The sequence below is a fragment of the Streptomyces sp. NBC_00466 genome (genome assembly GCF_041433995.1).
In the GTDB taxonomy this organism is placed as follows: domain Bacteria; phylum Actinomycetota; class Actinomycetes; order Streptomycetales; family Streptomycetaceae; genus Streptomyces.
In genome coordinates, this window is record NZ_CP107896.1 from 4,314,889 (window position 1) to 4,330,556 (window position 15,668).

At 72.3% G+C, this 15,668-nt stretch carries 14 protein-coding genes; 7 read left to right on the plus strand and 7 right to left on the minus strand.

Going from position 1 to position 15,668, the window contains the following annotated elements; translation table 11 throughout:
• The first annotated feature begins 106 nt into the window (after positions 1 to 106).
• Positions 107 to 1,600, plus strand: a complete 1,494-nt coding sequence (locus OG210_RS19370; protein WP_371540372.1) for an aromatic amino acid ammonia-lyase — start codon at positions 107 to 109, stop codon at positions 1,598 to 1,600.
• Between the two features lie 165 nt (positions 1,601 to 1,765).
• The gene (locus tag OG210_RS19375) at positions 1,766 to 2,602 is read left to right on the plus strand and encodes a MurR/RpiR family transcriptional regulator (protein WP_371537889.1); all 837 of its coding nucleotides are present in this window, start codon (positions 1,766 to 1,768) and stop codon (positions 2,600 to 2,602) included.
• Between the two features lie 79 nt (positions 2,603 to 2,681).
• On the opposite strand, the gene OG210_RS19380 is transcribed toward OG210_RS19375, so the two are convergent.
• Complete coding sequence (locus tag OG210_RS19380; RefSeq protein ID WP_371537892.1) at positions 2,682 to 4,448, minus strand: sulfatase; 1,767 nt, start codon at positions 4,446 to 4,448, stop codon at positions 2,682 to 2,684.
• Entirely contained in the window at positions 4,445 to 5,044 is a 600-nt protein-coding gene (locus OG210_RS19385) for a helix-turn-helix transcriptional regulator (RefSeq protein ID WP_371537895.1), read from the minus strand. Before OG210_RS19385 ends, OG210_RS19380 begins: the two co-directional genes overlap by 4 nt.
• A gap of 355 nt (positions 5,045 to 5,399) precedes the next feature.
• Between OG210_RS19385 and OG210_RS19390 the strand changes: the two genes are divergently transcribed.
• Positions 5,400 to 5,939, plus strand: a complete 540-nt coding sequence (locus tag OG210_RS19390; RefSeq protein ID WP_328327263.1) for a hypothetical protein — start codon at positions 5,400 to 5,402, stop codon at positions 5,937 to 5,939.
• A 28-nt stretch (positions 5,940 to 5,967) separates the two neighbouring features.
• Here OG210_RS19390 and OG210_RS19395 read toward each other — a convergent pair whose 3' ends face one another.
• From OG210_RS19395 to OG210_RS19415, 5 genes are all read right to left on the minus strand, one after another.
• Positions 5,968 to 6,342 (minus strand): hypothetical protein, encoded by a 375-nt coding sequence (locus tag OG210_RS19395; RefSeq protein ID WP_327299723.1) that lies wholly within the window; start codon positions 6,340 to 6,342, stop codon positions 5,968 to 5,970.
• Positions 6,343 to 6,533: 191 nt separating this feature from the next.
• Complete coding sequence (locus OG210_RS19400) at positions 6,534 to 6,941, minus strand: roadblock/LC7 domain-containing protein (RefSeq protein WP_328327261.1); 408 nt, start codon at positions 6,939 to 6,941, stop codon at positions 6,534 to 6,536.
• Between the two features lie 38 nt (positions 6,942 to 6,979).
• Complete coding sequence (locus OG210_RS19405; protein ID WP_328327259.1) at positions 6,980 to 7,777, minus strand: transcriptional regulator; 798 nt, start codon at positions 7,775 to 7,777, stop codon at positions 6,980 to 6,982.
• Positions 7,777 to 8,211 (minus strand): hypothetical protein, encoded by a 435-nt coding sequence (locus tag OG210_RS19410; protein ID WP_371537900.1) that lies wholly within the window; start codon positions 8,209 to 8,211, stop codon positions 7,777 to 7,779. Before OG210_RS19410 ends, OG210_RS19405 begins: the two co-directional genes overlap by 1 nt.
• A 243-nt stretch (positions 8,212 to 8,454) precedes the next feature.
• Positions 8,455 to 9,846 (minus strand): diaminopimelate decarboxylase, encoded by a 1,392-nt coding sequence (locus OG210_RS19415; protein WP_371540375.1) that lies wholly within the window; start codon positions 9,844 to 9,846, stop codon positions 8,455 to 8,457.
• 191 nt (positions 9,847 to 10,037) lie between these two features.
• Here OG210_RS19415 and hutU point away from each other — a divergent pair, with 191 nt between their 5' ends.
• Genes hutU through hutI form a run of 4 tightly spaced genes read left to right on the plus strand, consistent with a single transcriptional unit; the run spans position 10,038 to position 15,470 of the window.
• The gene (hutU, locus tag OG210_RS19420) at positions 10,038 to 11,702 is read left to right on the plus strand and encodes a urocanate hydratase (RefSeq protein ID WP_328327255.1); all 1,665 of its coding nucleotides are present in this window, start codon (positions 10,038 to 10,040) and stop codon (positions 11,700 to 11,702) included.
• Positions 11,703 to 11,719: 17 nt separating this feature from the next.
• Complete coding sequence (locus OG210_RS19425) at positions 11,720 to 12,919, plus strand: allantoate amidohydrolase (RefSeq protein WP_328335451.1); 1,200 nt, start codon at positions 11,720 to 11,722, stop codon at positions 12,917 to 12,919.
• Positions 12,910 to 14,259 carry a formimidoylglutamate deiminase gene (locus OG210_RS19430; protein ID WP_328327253.1) on the plus strand — a complete coding sequence of 450 codons (1,350 nt, stop codon included), beginning with the start codon at positions 12,910 to 12,912 and terminating at the stop codon, positions 14,257 to 14,259. Before OG210_RS19425 ends, OG210_RS19430 begins: the two co-directional genes overlap by 10 nt.
• A 32-nt stretch (positions 14,260 to 14,291) precedes the next feature.
• Positions 14,292 to 15,470 carry an imidazolonepropionase gene (hutI, locus tag OG210_RS19435; RefSeq protein WP_328327251.1) on the plus strand — a complete coding sequence of 393 codons (1,179 nt, stop codon included), beginning with the start codon at positions 14,292 to 14,294 and terminating at the stop codon, positions 15,468 to 15,470.
• The last annotated feature ends 198 nt before the right edge of the window (positions 15,471 to 15,668 follow it).

Below are 15,668 nucleotides of genomic sequence, written 5' to 3' on the forward strand. Positions count from 1 at the left end.
AGAGTTCTCGGTGTCTGAATAATTTGTCAATGGGCTGCGCTGAAACACTGGTGACGCCGGTCCATCAGGCAGACCGAATGTCGGGAAAAGGAGGCGTTCGCGCATGATGTCGTACCGCACGGTGGACACCGGGACCGGCACCCCCCAGGCCGGCATCGTGGTCCTCGACGGTGAGTCCCTTCCGGTCGCCGATGTGGTGCGGCTCGCCCGTGGCACGGCAAGGCCCGTACCCGGGACCGAGGCGATGAAGCGTGTCGAACAGTCCTGGGACGCGGCGCGTGAGCTCGCCGCGTCGGGTCGGGTGTACGGCCGTTCCACCGGTGTCGGCGCCAACCGTAACGAGTCGGTGCCGTCCGGCGCAGCCGCCGACCACGGACTGCGGCTGCTGCGCTCGCACGCCGGGGCCATCGGGGACCCGCTGCCGGGCCACGAGGTCAGGGCCATGCTCGCAGTGCGCGCCAATCAGCTGCTCGCCGGCGGGGCCGGACTGCGGCCCACCGTCGTCACCGCGCTCTGCGAAGCCCTGGAGTCCGGCGCCCACCCCGTCGTCAACGAGTTCGGCTCGGTCGGGACCGGCGACATCGCGGCCCTCGCGCAGATGGGCCTCGCGCTGGCCGGCGAGCATCCCTGGCAGGGCGGCCGGCCACCCACCGCGCTGCGCCTCGACAACAACGATGCCCTCGCCCTGATCAGCAGCAACGCCCTCACCCTCGGGCAGGCCGCGCTCGCACTCGACGAGCTGCGCTCACTGGTCGACGCGACCCAGGTGGTGGCAGCGCTGTCCCTGCTCGCCGTGGACGGCTCCTTCGAGGCGTACGCGGAACCGGTGCACGCGGCCCGCCCGCACCCCGGCTCGTACGCCGTCGCCGCCCGCAGCCGCTGGCTGCTCGGCGCACCCGAGCGGCCCACCCCGCCGCTGGGCCGCATCCAGGATCCGTACGGCTTCCGCTGTGTCCCGCAGATCCACGGGCCCGCGCAGGACGCCGCCGACCTGCTGGAACGCACCATCGCCGTAGAGATCAACGCGGCGGCCGAGAACCCGCTGATCCACGCGGAGGACATGGCCGCCTATCACCACGGCGGCTTCTACATGGCCCAGCTGGCGCTGGCGCTCGACCACTTCCGGCTGGCCCTCACCCAGACGGCCCGGCTCTCCACGTCCCGGCTCTCCGAGCTGAACGAACCCGGGTTCACCCGGCTCAGGCCCTTCCTCGCCGACGGCGAGGCGGCGTCGTCGGGCGTGATGATCCTGGAGTACGCGGCCGGAGCTGCCCTCGGTGAGCTGAGCGCCCTGTCCGCGCCGGCCTCGCTCGGGCACGCCGTCCTCTCCCGCGGCGTCGAGGAACAGGCCAGCTTCGCGTCGCTCGCGGCCCGGCAGGCGCTGCGGGCCGGACGCGCGTACCGCTATGTCGTGGGCTGCGAACTGGTCGCCTCTGTACGGGCGCTGCGCCAGCGAGAGCTGCGGATCGACCCCGACCTGCCGGTCGGCCGTGCCTTCGCCCTGGCGGACGAGGTGCTCAACCCGGATCTCGCGGACCGGCCGCTCACCGACGACGTGGAGACGGCGGCGGCGCTGCTCGACCGGTTCAATGACCTCTGAGGAACGGGCGGTTCGATGATCTCCCAGGGAACGGGGCGGCTGAGAGGCTTCCGAGGGGCTTCCGAGGGGGCCGCCGGGGCGGGCGGTGCCCCGGAGCGGGCACGTCAGGAAGGCGGCGGTTCAATGAACTCTGATGTGGAAGTGGAACTTGAGGGGGATGACGGCATGAGCGACAGCCCGGCCGCACGGCTGCAACAGCTCTTCGAAGGGCACCGGCTGACACCGACCCAGCGGCGCATCGCGCACTGCATGGTGCGGCAGGCCGCCGAGGCGCCCTTCCTCTCCTCCGTCGAACTGGCCGAACTGGCCGGGGTCAGCCAGCCGTCCGTCACCCGGTTCGCGGTGGCGCTCGGCTTCGACGGCTACCCGGCGCTGCGCCGGCACCTGCGGGAGGTCGCCCCGGCCGGACGCGAGGCGGACGACGACAGCCTCAACGAGTACCAGCAGGCCGTCCACGCCGAGATGGAGAACCTGCGCCGGCTCGCCGAGGTACTGGCCGACCCCTCACTGGTGGAACGCGCGGGCCGGCTTCTCGCGCAGTCCCCGACCCTGCCGGTACTGGGGCTGCGCGCCGCCTCCTCGCAGGCCAGGGGTTTCGCGTACTTCGCCGCCAAGGTCCACCGGGATGTCCGGCTGCTCGACGAGGGCGGCACGATGCTGGCCGACCGTATCGACGCCTCGGTACGGGCGGGGGCCACGGTGCTGCTCTGCTTCGCGCTGCCCCGCCACCCGCGTGAGGTGGTCGAGGCGCTCGCGTACGCGCAGTCGGCCGGGCTGACCGTGGTGACGGTCGCCGACTCGGCCTTCGCGCCCGTCGCCAAGTACAGCGACATCCTGATCCCGGCCGCCGTCGGCACCGGCCTCGCCTTCGACACGGTGTGCGGGCCGATGCTGCTGGGGCGGGTGCTGCTCGAGGCGATGTGCGACGACCTGCCGGAGGCGCAGTCGCGCCTGGAGGAGTTCGACACACGGGCGGTGGCGCGGGGGCTGTTCATGGAGTAGCTCAGGCACCGGCCTTCCGGGCAGACAGGCGCCCGCCTGCCTGCCCGGCGGCCTTCGGGGGGAAGGACCGGCGCCTGCGTCAGAGCGTGGCGAGCTCCCCCGCGACGGCGAGGAGCGCCTCGCGGGACATCACCCCTGCGGCCACCGCGGCGACATCGATCAGCGGCATGGGGCCGAGGAGCTGGAGCAGCTCGGAGTCGAAGACGCCGGGCAGATGCCGGCGCAGTACCTCGCCCGCGACCGGATCGGCCATCAGGCTCCGCATCGGCGTCCGCAGCGACAGGCGCCCGGCGGGGAACTCCTCGGGCCGCGGCAACGGCTCTATGGCCTTCTCCGCCTGGTCACGCTGGGCCCGCACCAGCAGATGCTTGTCGGTGACCGCCCCGTCGGCGGGCAGACCGAGCCGCTCGTACTGGCTGGGCGGCGCGTCATTCGCCCGCATCAGCTCCACCAGCAGGGCGGCCATGCGCAGTTCGGCCTCGTCGTCGACGATCGGGGCGAGCTGCTCGGGGTCGGTGGAGAGGTCGAAGAGAAGCGTGCCGTGGAGGTACGGGTTGAGGATGCTGCGCCCCGGGGTGCGCAGGGTCCGTACGCCCTTGGTGAAGGAGAACGGCTCGGCCAGCTCGGCGTCCACCAGCTCGGCCGGGGTGAACCGGCCCCGCATATGCGTGGGCATCAGCGTGTGTTCGTACAGCGGCGCGTTGTCCGGGGAGACGGGGGCGCGCATGTACACGTACCGTCCGTCGGTGGCGTTGACGTGCCCGCCGTGCGCACCGAACAGCGCGGCCTCCCGTACGGGGACGTCATCGGCGACCGGCAGCGGTACCCCCTGCATGTCGGCGGGGCGGTCGACGCCGAAGTAGTCGAGGAGTGTGGGCGCGAGGTCGATCGTCTGGACGAGGGCGTCCCGCCGCTCGCCCGCCGTGCCGGGATGGCGGGGGTCCCGGACGAACAGCGGCAGGTGGACCAGCTCGTTGTACCAGGGCTGGACGGCCTTGCCCCACCAGCCCTTCTCGCCCAGCAGGAAGCCGTGGTCGGTGTTGACGATCAGCAGCGTGTCGTCCCACAGGTCCAGCTCGTCCATGGTGTCCAGGACCCGGCCGAGGGAGCGGTCGCACATGGACAGCAGCGCCGCGTACTCGTAGCGGGCGTGTTCGGCCTGGCCGTCGGTCTCCGTCACGCGCTTGTAGTCGGGCCAGTCGAAGTGCGGACCCTCGTAGCCGTGCGGATAGAGGTCCTTGTAGCGCTGGTGGGAGAAGAACGGCTCGTGCGGATCGAAGGTCTCGATCTGTACGAACCACCGGTCGGCGCCCTGGTTGGTACGGATGAACTCCAGGCCGGCGTCGAAGGTGAGGGTCTGCGGGTGCCGGTCCTCGGTCGCCATGTACGGGCGGTTGACCCAGTCCTGGCGGTACGCCGGGCTGCGCATCGACTTCGGGGAGTCGGGTATCGCGGGGTCGGCGACCTGGCCCTTCCACGGGTCGCCCTCCTGGCCGCGGAAGAACTCCCAGGTGTTGTACCGGCCGTGGTAGGTCGCCCCGCCGTCCTCCCAGTAGTGCGGGTGGTCGCTCGCCAGGTGGGTGTACACCCCGTGCTGCTTCAGCAGTTCGGGCATGGAGTCGTCGAACGGCTCCAGGGGGCCCCAGCTGCGGTGCAGGAAGTTGTGGCGGCCGGTGTGGAGTTCACGGCGGGCCGGCATGCAGGGCATCGACCCGGCCCACGCGTTGTCGTAGGTCACCGAACGCTCCGCCAGGCGGCGGAAGTTGGGAGCGTGTGTCCAGTCGCCACCGTACGGGGGCAGCAGATGCCGGTTGAGACTGTCGAACATGACCATGATGGCCTTCATGCGGGGGTGTCACCTCTCTGATCGCGTCTCTGATCGCGGCGGGCCTCCAGGCGCTGAAGCATCCGCTCCAGCCAGGCCACCCAGGTGTCGGCTGCGGACGCGCCGTAGGCGTGCAGCGTGTCGAAGGTCTCCTGGGCGAAAGCGGAGTCCACCTCCGGCAGCGCATCGTCGAAGCGGAGGGTGCGATCACGGTCCCGGTTACGGGCGATCTGCTCCCGGCGGTAGTCGAGCTCGGTGCGGACGAGCCGGATCGCGGCTTCCGTGTCCAGCGGCGCCGCGAAGGCGAACCGTGCCACGAAGTCCGGGTCCTGGAACCGGCTGGTCGGCTCGTACGGCGAGCGCACCCACTCCAGCAGGACATCACGCCCGTGCGGTGTCACCCGGTACACCTTGGCGTCCGGCCGCCGGTCGCGCGGATCGACCTCGTAGACCACCCAGTCGTCGGCCACCATCCGTCCGAGCAGCCGGTAGATCTGGCTGTGATGGGCCCGCGACCGAAGGAACTGCCCTTCGGACTCCACCCATTTGCCCAGATCGAACCCGCTTCGAGGACGCCCTGCGAGCAACGCGAGCAGCACGTACTCGAACTTGACCATGTGCCACCTCACCTATGTGCACTTTCACCTATGTGAGGAGAGTCTTAGGCCCCCGCGGGCCGGGCGTCAATGGTTCCGGCACACATGCGTCACCGCCGGGCGTCACCGTCGGACGCCCCGGGAGCAGCACCGAACGCGGCCAGGCCGGGCCTCAAAGAACAAACTCAGAAACCGTCGCTAGTCTCCGCTCGGTCCGGAGCAGGCATGCGGAGGGAGTACGGACGTGGGGCGCGGCAGAGCGCAGACACAGGTGCAGGTGCAGGCTCGGGGCCAGGGCCAGGGCCAGGACCGGCGGTCGGAGGGGTCCGGGAAGGGCCGACGTTCGGAGGGGGCCGGGAAGGGGCGGCCGCGGACCGTGGCGAGAGTCGCGGTGCTGGTACGGGCGGGGGCCGCGCCGCTGTGGTGGCTGGGACTGGTGGCCGCGGCTGCCGGGGCGCTGCTGCCCGGACTGACGGGGCGCAGGATCGGGCTCCTTGCCGGGGCCGCGCTCGCCCTGGTCACCTGCGCGCTGGTGGCCCTGGTCCGCAGGCGCAGGTTCCACCATCTTTCGAAGTCGCCCTCGCGGGCGGGCCGTTCGGACTTCCTCCAGGACCGGGCCGTGACGGTACGGAACTGGCGGCGCGCCCACCGCTGGTGGCTGCTCGCGGCCTTCGCCGCGGCGCTCGGCTCGTCGTTCGCGCTTCCCGCCGCCGGCGGGCTGACCCTCGCCGGGGCGGGCGCCGGGCTCTGGCTCAGGGCGGTGCGGCTCGGCCGTCGCGAACACGCGGACGACCTGCTCCTCTGGGTCCGTACCGACTGGATCGCGCGGGGCCCCGCGGGGAAGCCGGTCAAGGGCTACAGCTCGACGGGTGTCCTCGCGGGCGACGCCGCACCCGGCGGGGCACGGCGTCGCTGACAGGGCCGTGGAGGTGTGACCCGGCGGGTCAGACCTCCAGTTCGGCCTCGATCTTCTTCAGCTGGTGGCGGGCCATCGCGAGGTTCGCCCGGGACTTGTCCAGCGCCAGATAGAGGAACAGGCCGTTGTTCCCGCGTCCCTTGAGCAGCCGGATCAGGTGGTACTGCCCGCCCAGGGTGATCAGGATGTCCTCGATCTCGTCCTTCATACCGAGGTGCTCCATGGTCCGCACCTTGGCGCGCACCACATCCGTGTTCCCGGCCGCGGCAACGGCCAGATCGAGGTCCTTGCCGCCGCCGAGCGTGCCGAGGGCCATTCCGCTGGTGTAGTCGACGAGGGCCACCCCGATGGTGCCCTCGATCGAGCTCATCGCGTCCTTGAGTGCGGTTTCGGTGTTCGCCATGGGAGGCGCACTTCCCTTCTTCTGGTTGGTGTCGGAGCGGGTGGTGTCGGAGTGGGGGGTGTCGGTGCGGTTGGTGCCGGAGCGGGGGGCGTCAGGGCGGCCGGTGTCCGAGTGGCTGGTTTCCGATGCCGTACGGGTCCGGGTACGGGTACGGGCGGCCCGGGAGTGGGGGCCCCGCGAGGGTGTGCCGGTCATGGGCTCTCCGGTCGTGGGTGCTCCGGCCGGTCGAGGGCGCCGTCGACCAGTTCGCCGATCCGGGTGCTCGACCGGCGGGCCTCCAGATGCAGCCGGCCCACGTTGATACGCGGCTGGGCGAGCAGGGTGAGCACGGCGGACGGGCCCGCCGCGTACGTCGCCACATAGCCGTGCTCGCCGCGGACCAGCAGCTCACGGAAGGCGCCCTGGCCCGTCGTCTCGGTCAGCCGCTGCGCGACGCCGAGGGCCGCCGCGGTGAGCGCGGCGACGGATTCGCCCTCGGCCGACGTGGTGTCCTGCGCCAGCACCAGGCCGTCGGCGCTGGCCGCGAGTGCCCCGCTGATCAGCGGCACCCGGGCTCTCAACCGCCGTAGCTCCTCCAGCACTTCGGCCTCCGCGGACATCAGTTGTCTCCTCTCGGCGCGCTGCCGCAGAGCGCGGATCACAGCGTGGCCTCCAATGCGTCTCGCAGCCGGCGGAGCAGGGCGACATCCGGGTCCGGCGACACGTCGGCGACCGCGTCGGCGAACCGGGCGGGGACCGCGGGCGCCTGCGGCACGGGTGTGCGCGGGGTCTCGACGGCGCCGGCGGCTGCCAGCCTGCGGACGTCGATGAGGGTGTGGAAGGCCGGGCGGCCCAGCGCCCTGGCGATGCCGGGCGGAGTGCGGACCCCGTCCGCCAGGTCGAGCACGGCGCGCTGGCGCGGGGTGACCGGGACGTCGGGGCGGCTCGGGGCCCGTACCACCGGGGCGGTGTCGATGTCCGGGTAGGGCCAGAGCCGGTCGAGCAGCTCCCGGCGGCGGGCGGCCTCCCGCTCCACCGCGCCGGCGGGGACCGGGTGCACGGTGCCGATCCAGTGGGCGACGCCGTAGCGGAAGCGGGTGGGGCCGCTGCTGGGGGCGAGGGCGAAGTACGCGGCGTCGTGCAGGGCGCCGAGGTGGCAGATCTCCAGCTCGCCGTCCGCGACCTGGCCGCTCTCGACCAGGAAGCGGCCGACCCGGCCGTGGGCCCCGGCCCGGTCCAGTGCCTGCCGCCACCCCTCGGGGCGCAGCCGTCCCGAGGCGGTCAGCAGGACGTCGATCCCGGGGGCGGCCGGGCTCTCGGCGTGCACCACCTGGCCGTCGACCAGATAGAGCGTGCCGCGGTCACGCAGCAGGGCGCCGGTGGCCCCTTCGCCCGCGAGGCGGACGAGCATGGGCGAGACGCCCGAGGGGCCGGGGCCTTTCGTCGCGGTGGTCATCACAGCACCAGACGCCCGGCCAGGTCCCGCAGCCGTAATCGGGCGAGCGCCAGATTGCCCTCGTCGCGGTCGAGCCAGAGATGCAGGAAGACGCTGCTGTCGAAGGTCGTCTCGACGAAGCGCAGGATGTGGTAGCCGGTGCGGTTGGTGACGATGACGTCCTCGACCGGAAGTCCCTCACCCGGGGCGGGCGCCGAGGCTTCCGGTATCTCGCCGGTGGCTGCCGGGACCAGGGGCGGGGCCGGGGCGAACGCGGGCTGTTCGGCGGCCATCCTCGCCAGTTCCGCGGTCTCGGCCGCGGTCGCCTCGTGGTCGTTGTTCGGTGACTCGCCGATGGTGCCGAGTGCGAGCCCGCTGGTCCAGTCGACCACGGCGGCACCGAGGGAACCGGGCAGCCGCATGGCTTCCAGCAGACACTCGTCGATTCCGGGCACGCGGAACTCCCCTCCCAGCGTGGCGCGCGTGGCCGCGGGGGCGGCCGTGCTCCAGTGACGGCCAAGTTACGCAACGCTCAGCCCTCTGAGGGGAGTTCTGGCATTTTCCAGCGGAACATGCGCGGCGGGATTAGGGTCTGCGTTCCGGCTGTGTGTGCGTCCGGGTTCCGGCTGTGCGTGTGTGTGCGTTCGGCCGGTCCGGCCGCTTCGGTGCCCGCGCCGGCGCGCGTCAGAGTTCAGAGCTCAGAGCAGCGCGTCCGCGTGCGACCCGCCCGACTCGGCGACGATCTCCGCCACGCTCTGCGCGTCCCGCACCGTCGCGAACCGGACCCCGCGCGCGCCGGACGCGGTCTCTGCCGCCGACCCCGCCGCGAACCCGTAGACCGCGGGCCTGGCAAGGCTGTTGTACGCGTAGTGGTGCGCGAAGTAGTACGCCCCGGTGTCCAGCACCGCCACGTAGTCCCCCTGCCCGAGCAGCGGCAGCTCACGGTCCTCCGCCAGCAGGTCGCCCGCGAAGCAGGCGGGGCCCGCGATGTCCTGGGCGGTGGCGGGGGCCGTACTGGGGCGGCCCCCGCTGTCGTACGCGGCGATCCGCAGCGGCCACGAGGCGGGCGCGTACACCGTGCGGGTGGCCACCTGGACCCCGGCGTGGGTGACCGCGATGGCCCGGCCGCCCGCCGACTTCGCGTACTCGACGCGGGCCAGGATCGTGCCGTGCTTGGCGAGCAGCGAGCGGCCGAACTCGGTGACCAGGCCGTAGCGGCCGTCGAGCAGGCCGGGTGCGGTCGCCTTGAGGAGCCGGGCGTACTCGGCGTACGTGGGGGTCTCGTCGTCCGACGAGAAGTTGACCGGGAGGCCGCCGCCGATGTCGATGGTGTCGATCTGCTGCCGGCCCGCAGCCTCGTTGATCTCCTCGGCCAGTTCGTGGACGGCCCGTACGCCCTCGGCCATGAGTGCCAGCGGTACGCCCTGCGAGCCCGAGTGGGTGTGCAGCCGGTTCAGCCAGGGGCGGTCCAGGAAGGCGCGGACGACCCAGGCGCGGGCGCCCTCGTCCCGCAGCGCCACCCCGAACTTGGAGGTCGAGGTGGCCGTCGACAGCGCGCCGATGGAGCCGCCGCCGGTCTGCGGATTGACGCGCAGGCCCAGTGGTGAGGCCGTCGGGGCGGACCGGACGAGGGCGTCGAGCCGGGCCAGCTCCTGCGGGTTGTCGGCGTTCACGGCGATCCCGATGGCGAGCGCCTCGCGCAGCTCGGCGGGGGTCTTGGCGGGGGAGTCCAGGACGGTGCGCGCCGGGCGCACCCCCGCGGCGCGGGCCAGCGCCAGCTCACCCGGGCTCGCGACCTCCGCGCCGATGCCCTCGTGGGCGAGCAGCCGCAGGACGGGGACGAGCGGGGCCGCCTTGACGGCGAAGGCGTGCAGAACGGGTGTACCCGGCGGAGTGACCTCCTCGAACGCGGCCCGCAGGGCGGCCGCGCTGCCGCGGATGCCGTGGATGTCCAGCAGCCCGACGACCGGGCTGTCCGGCCCGGCCAGCCCGGCCGCCACCGCGGCCCGTACCGCCTGCTCACGCCGCGCGGCGGCACCCGTATCGGAAGCCGTACCGGCACCCGTATCCGAAGCCGTGCCGGCACCCATGTCGGCACCCGTACCGGCACCCATGGCAGAGCCCGTACCGGCGGCTGTTCCAGAACCCGTTTCAGAAGCCATGTGATCCAGCCAATCATCGACTGGGGCGGGGCGGGATGCCCGACTGTATTGACTAGTTCTATTCACCTCGTCAAGATGTGAATAGAACGTGTAACAGTGTGGGATCGAGGAGGCAGACCATGTCAGGACCCCGGCCGGTACGGGCCCCGCGCGGTACGGAGCTGAGCACCCTGGGATGGCAGCAGGAAGCCGCCCTGCGCATGCTCCAGAACAACCTGGACCCGGAAGTCGCCGAGCACCCCGACAAGCTCGTCGTCTACGGCGGCACCGGCAAGGCCGCCCGCGACTGGCGCTCCTTCGACGCCATGGTGCGCACGCTGCAGACGCTCAAGCAGGACGAGACGATGCTCGTCCAGTCGGGTCGCCCGGTCGGCGTGATGCAGACCCACGAGTGGGCCCCGCGGGTGCTCATCGCCAACTCCAACCTGGTGGGCGACTGGGCCAACTGGGAGGAGTTCCGGCGGCTCGAATCGCTCGGTCTCACCATGTACGGCCAGATGACGGCCGGCTCCTGGATCTACATCGGCACCCAGGGCATCCTCCAGGGCACCTACGAGACCTTCGCCGCTGTCGCGGCCAAGCGCTTCAACGGCACGCTCGCCGGGACGATCACGCTCACCGCCGGACTCGGCGGCATGGGCGGCGCCCAGCCGCTCGCCGTGACGATGAACGACGGCGTCGCGATCTGCATCGACGTCGACCCGCGCGCCATCGAGCGCCGGATCGAGCACCGCTACCTGGACGTCCGCGCGAACTCCCTCGAACACGCCCTCCAGCTCGCCGTCGAGGCGCGCGACGCCCGCAAGCCGCTCTCCATCGGCCTCCTCGGCAACGCCGCCGAGCTGCTGCCCCGGATGCTCGCCGAGGGCGCGCCGATCGACATCGTGACGGACCAGACCTCCGCCCACGACCCGCTCGCCTACCTGCCGCTCGGTATCGACTTCGACGACATGGCCGCGTACGCCGCCGAGAAGCCCGCCGACTTCACGGTGCGCGCCCGCGAGTCGATGGCCCGCCACGTCGAGGCCATGGTCGGCTTCATGGACGCCGGGGCCGAGGTCTTCGACTACGGCAACTCCATCCGCGGTGAGGCCCAGCTCGCCGGTTACAGCAGGGCGTTCGACTTCCCCGGCTTCGTGCCCGCCTATATCCGCCCGCTCTTCTGCGAGGGCAAGGGCCCGTTCCGCTGGGCCGCCCTCTCCGGCGAGGCCGCGGACATCCACAAGACGGACAAGGCGCTCCTGAAGCTCTTCCCGGAGAACGAATCGCTGCACCGCTGGATCAAGATGGCCGGTGAGCGCGTCCACTTCCAGGGCCTGCCCGCCCGTATCTGCTGGCTCGGCCAGGGCGAGCGCGACAAGGCCGGCGCCCTCTTCAACGACATGGTCGCCGACGGCACCCTCGCCGCCCCGCTGGTCATCGGCCGCGACCACCTCGACTGCGGCTCGGTCGCCTCTCCGTACCGCGAGACCGAGGCCATGCTCGACGGCTCCGACGCCATCGCCGACTGGCCGCTGCTCAACGCCATGGTCAACGTCGCATCCGGTGCCTCCTGGGTCTCCATCCACCACGGTGGCGGGGTCGGCATGGGCCGCTCCATCCACGCCGGACAGGTCTCCGTCGCCGACGGCACCCCGCTCGCGGGCGAGAAGATCCGCCGGGTGCTCACCAACGACCCGGGCATGGGCGTCATCCGCCATGTCGACGCCGGATACGACATCGCCGAGCGGGTCGCCGACGAGCGCGGCGTCCGCGTGCCGATGCGCGAGGGCGGGCAGCAGTGACCTCCTCCTTCCACGAGATGTGGGCGGAGCTGCTGCCCATCGGCCGCAGCTCCGAATCCGGCGGGTACCGCAGGCACGCCTGGACCGGCGCCGACGCCGACTGCCGCGCCTGGTTCAAGGACCAGGCGCTGGCCCGCGGTCTCACGTACGAACTCGACCGCAACGGCAACCAGTGGGCCTGGCTGGGCGACCCGCTGGGCACCGACGCCGTCGTCACCGGCTCGCACCTGGACTCCGTACCGGACGGCGGCGCCTTCGACGGGCCCCTCGGGGTGGTGTCCTCCTTCGCCGCACTCGACGAACTCCGCAGCAGGGGAGCCGAGTTCACCAGGCCGCTGGCGATCAGCAACTTCGGCGACGAGGAAGGCGCCCGCTTCGGGCTCGCCTGCGTCGGCTCCCGGCTCACCGCGGGACAGCTCACCGTCGACAAGGCCCACCAGCTCCGCGACGGCGACGGCATCTCGCTGCCCGACGCCATGGAGCAGGCCGGGTACGACCCCGCCGGTATCGGCGCCGACCCCCAGCGGCTGGCCAGGATCGGCGCGTTCGTCGAGCTCCATGTGGAGCAGGGGCGCGCCCTCGACCTCAGCGGCGACCCGGTCGGTATCGCCTCGGCGATCTGGCCGCACGGCCGCTGGCGGTACGACTTCCACGGCGAGGCCAACCACGCCGGGACGACCCGTCTGGTGGACCGGCGCGACCCGATGCTGACATACGCCGAGACGGTCCTGGCCGCCCGCCGCCAGGCGGAACTCGCGGGCGCGGTCGCCACCTTCGGCAAGGTCTCCGTCGAGCCGAACGGGGTCAACGCGATCCCCTCCCTGGTGCGCGGCTGGCTCGACTCGCGCGCCGCCGACCAGTCGACGCTGGACACGGTCATCGCCGGTATCGAGCAGGCCGCCAGGGAACGCGGCGAGCGGGACGGCGTGGACGTCCGCGTCACCCGGGAGTCCTTCACCCCCGTCGTCGAGTTCGAGCACGCCCTGCGCGACGAGCTCCGCAAGATCCTCGGCGGCGACGGCACCGATGTGCCCGTTCTCGGAACGGGCGCGGGACACGACGCCGGAATCCTCTCCGCGTCCGTCCCGACCGCCATGCTGTTCGTACGCAACCCCACGGGTGTCTCGCACTCCCCGGCGGAGACCGCCGGCGAGGACGACTGCCTGGCCGGGGTGACCGCACTCGCCGATGTACTGGAGGGCCTGGCGTGCAGGTGACGTACTGGCTGGAACACGCCTGGCTCGACACACATGTCGAGCCGGGCGTCGTCCTGGAGACCGGCCAGGGCCGGATCACCGCCGTCCGCAAGGAGGTGCCGGCACCGCCGCCCGGCGCGACGGTCCTGCGCGGCCTGACCATCCCGGGCCTGGCGAACGCCCACAGCCACGCCTTCCACCGCGCCCTGCGGTCCGCCGCCCAGGTCGGCTCGGGCACCTTCTGGACCTGGCGCGACGTCATGTACGGCGTGGCCGCCCGGCTGACCCCGGACACCTACCACGCGCTCGCCCGCGCGGTGTACGCCGAGATGGCGATGGCCGGGATCACCGTGGTCGGTGAATTCCACTATGTGCACCACACGCCGGGCGGCGCCCCCTACGACGACCCGAACGCGATGGGCGAGGCGCTGATCGCCGCGGCCGCCGACGCGGGCATCCGCATCACCCTCCTCGACACCGCCTACCTGGCGTCCGGGATGATCGACAAGTACCGCAGCGCGGAGCCCGAGAAGCACCAACTGCGCTTCTCCGACGGCTCGGCGCAGAGCTGGGCCGAGCGGGCCTCCCTGCTCAAGGACCGCGACCACGCCCGGATCGGCGCGGCCGTCCACTCCGTACGGGCGGTCCCGGCCGACCAGCTCGGCACCGTGGCCGCATGGGCCGAGAGCCGGCAGGCCCCGCTGCACGTACACCTCTCCGAGCAGACCGCCGAGAACGAGTCCTGCCTTGCGGCGCACGGCTGCACGCCCACCCGGCTGCTCGCCGACCACGGAGTGCTCGGGCCCCGCACCATCGGCGTCCACAACACCCACCTCACCGACGAGGACATCAGCCTCCTCGGCTCCTCGGGGACCGGCACCTGTATGTGCCCCACCACCGAACGCGACCTCGCCGACGGCATCGGCCCCGCCACCCGGCTCCAGCACGCGGGCAGCCCACTCTCCCTGGGCAGCGACAGCCACGCCGTGATCGACATCCTCGAAGAGGCACGCGCCCTGGAGCTCAACGAACGGCTGCGCTCGCGCACCCGCGGCCACTGGACGGCGGCGGCCCTGCTGCGCGCGGCCACCGACGACGGGCACAACGCGCTCGGCTGGCCCGAGGGCGGCGTCATCGAGACCGGCGCGCTCGCCGACCTCACGACGATCGCACTCGACTCGGTCAGAACAGCGGGTCCCGTACCGCGACTCGGAGCGGAGACCGCGGTATTCGCCGGCTCCGCGGCCGACGTACGCCACACGGTCGTCGGCGGCCGTCATGTCGTACGCGACGGAGTCCACGCACTGGTCCCGGACGTCCCGCACGCGCTGGCCGAGTCGATCGCGGCGCTGCGTCCCTGACCCCGAACCCGTACACGGAGGAGCACACCGCGATGACGAACCCCGCCACCGCCCTCACCCACATCGGCAGTCTGGTCACCAACGACCCCTCCCTCGGGGACGGATCCCCGCTCGGTCTGATCCAGGACGCGGCGCTCGTCATCGACGGCGACCGCATTGCCTGGGTCGGTGAATCCAGCAAAGCACCCGCCACTGACAACGCGGTCGACGCGGGCGGCCGGGCGGTGATCCCGGGGTTCGTCGACTCGCACTCGCACCTGGTCTTCGCGGGCGACCGGACGGCCGAGTTCAACGCGCGCATGTCGGGCCGCAGTTACTCGGCGGGCGGGATCCGCACCACGGTCGCCGCCACCCGCACGGCCACCGACGAACAGCTGTCGGCGAACGTCGCGGCCTACCTCCACGAGGCGCTCCGCCAGGGCACCACCACGCTGGAGACGAAATCCGGCTACGGCCTGACCGTGCAGGACGAGGCACGGGCCCTGCGGATCGCGGCCCGCCACACCGAAGAGGTCACCTACCTGGGCGCCCACATCGTCTCGCCCGACTACGCCGACGACCCGGACGGGTACGTCGCCCTGGTCACCGGCGAGATGCTCGATGCCTGCGCGCCGCACGCCCGCTGGGTCGACGTGTTCTGCGAGAAGGGCGCCTTCGACGGCGACCAGGCCCGCGCGATCCTGACCGCGGGACGGGCCAAGGGCCTGCACCCGCGCGTCCACGCCAACCAGCTCAGCTACGGTCCTGGGGTGCAGCTCGCCGTCGAGCTGGACGCCGCTTCGGCCGACCACTGCACCCATCTCACCGACGAGGACGTCACGGCCCTGGCCGACGGCGACACCGTGGCCACGCTGCTGCCGGGCGCCGAGTTCTCCACCCGCGCCGCCTGGCCGGACGCCCGCCGCCTCCTCGACGCCGGGGTGACGGTCGCGCTCTCCACCGACTGCAACCCGGGCTCGTCGTTCACGTCCTCCATGCCGTTCTGTATCGCCCTGGCGGTACGGGACATGGGGATGAGCCCGGACGAGGCGCTCTGGGCGGCCACGGCGGGCGGCGCACAGGCGCTGCGCCGTACGGACATCGGCCGTCTGGTGCCGGGGGCCAGGGCGGACCTGACGCTGCTCGACGCACCGTCCCACGTCCACCTCGCCTACCGGCCCGGTGTCCCGCTGGTCTCGGGGGTGTGGCAGCGCGGAACCCGGGTGGTCTGACCGACCGGATCCCACTCAGCCCGCGTACGAGCTCCGTACGCGGGCTGTCCGGGCTGCGCACGCGGGTTCCGAGCCCCCGCACGCGGGTTGTACGAGCCCCGCACGCGGAAGAGCCGGTCCCGGCGAGCGGGACCGGCTCTTCCGCCGAGGCGCTGCCCGGCCGTGTGCCGGACGGACGCTCCTCGCGACGTTGCCTCA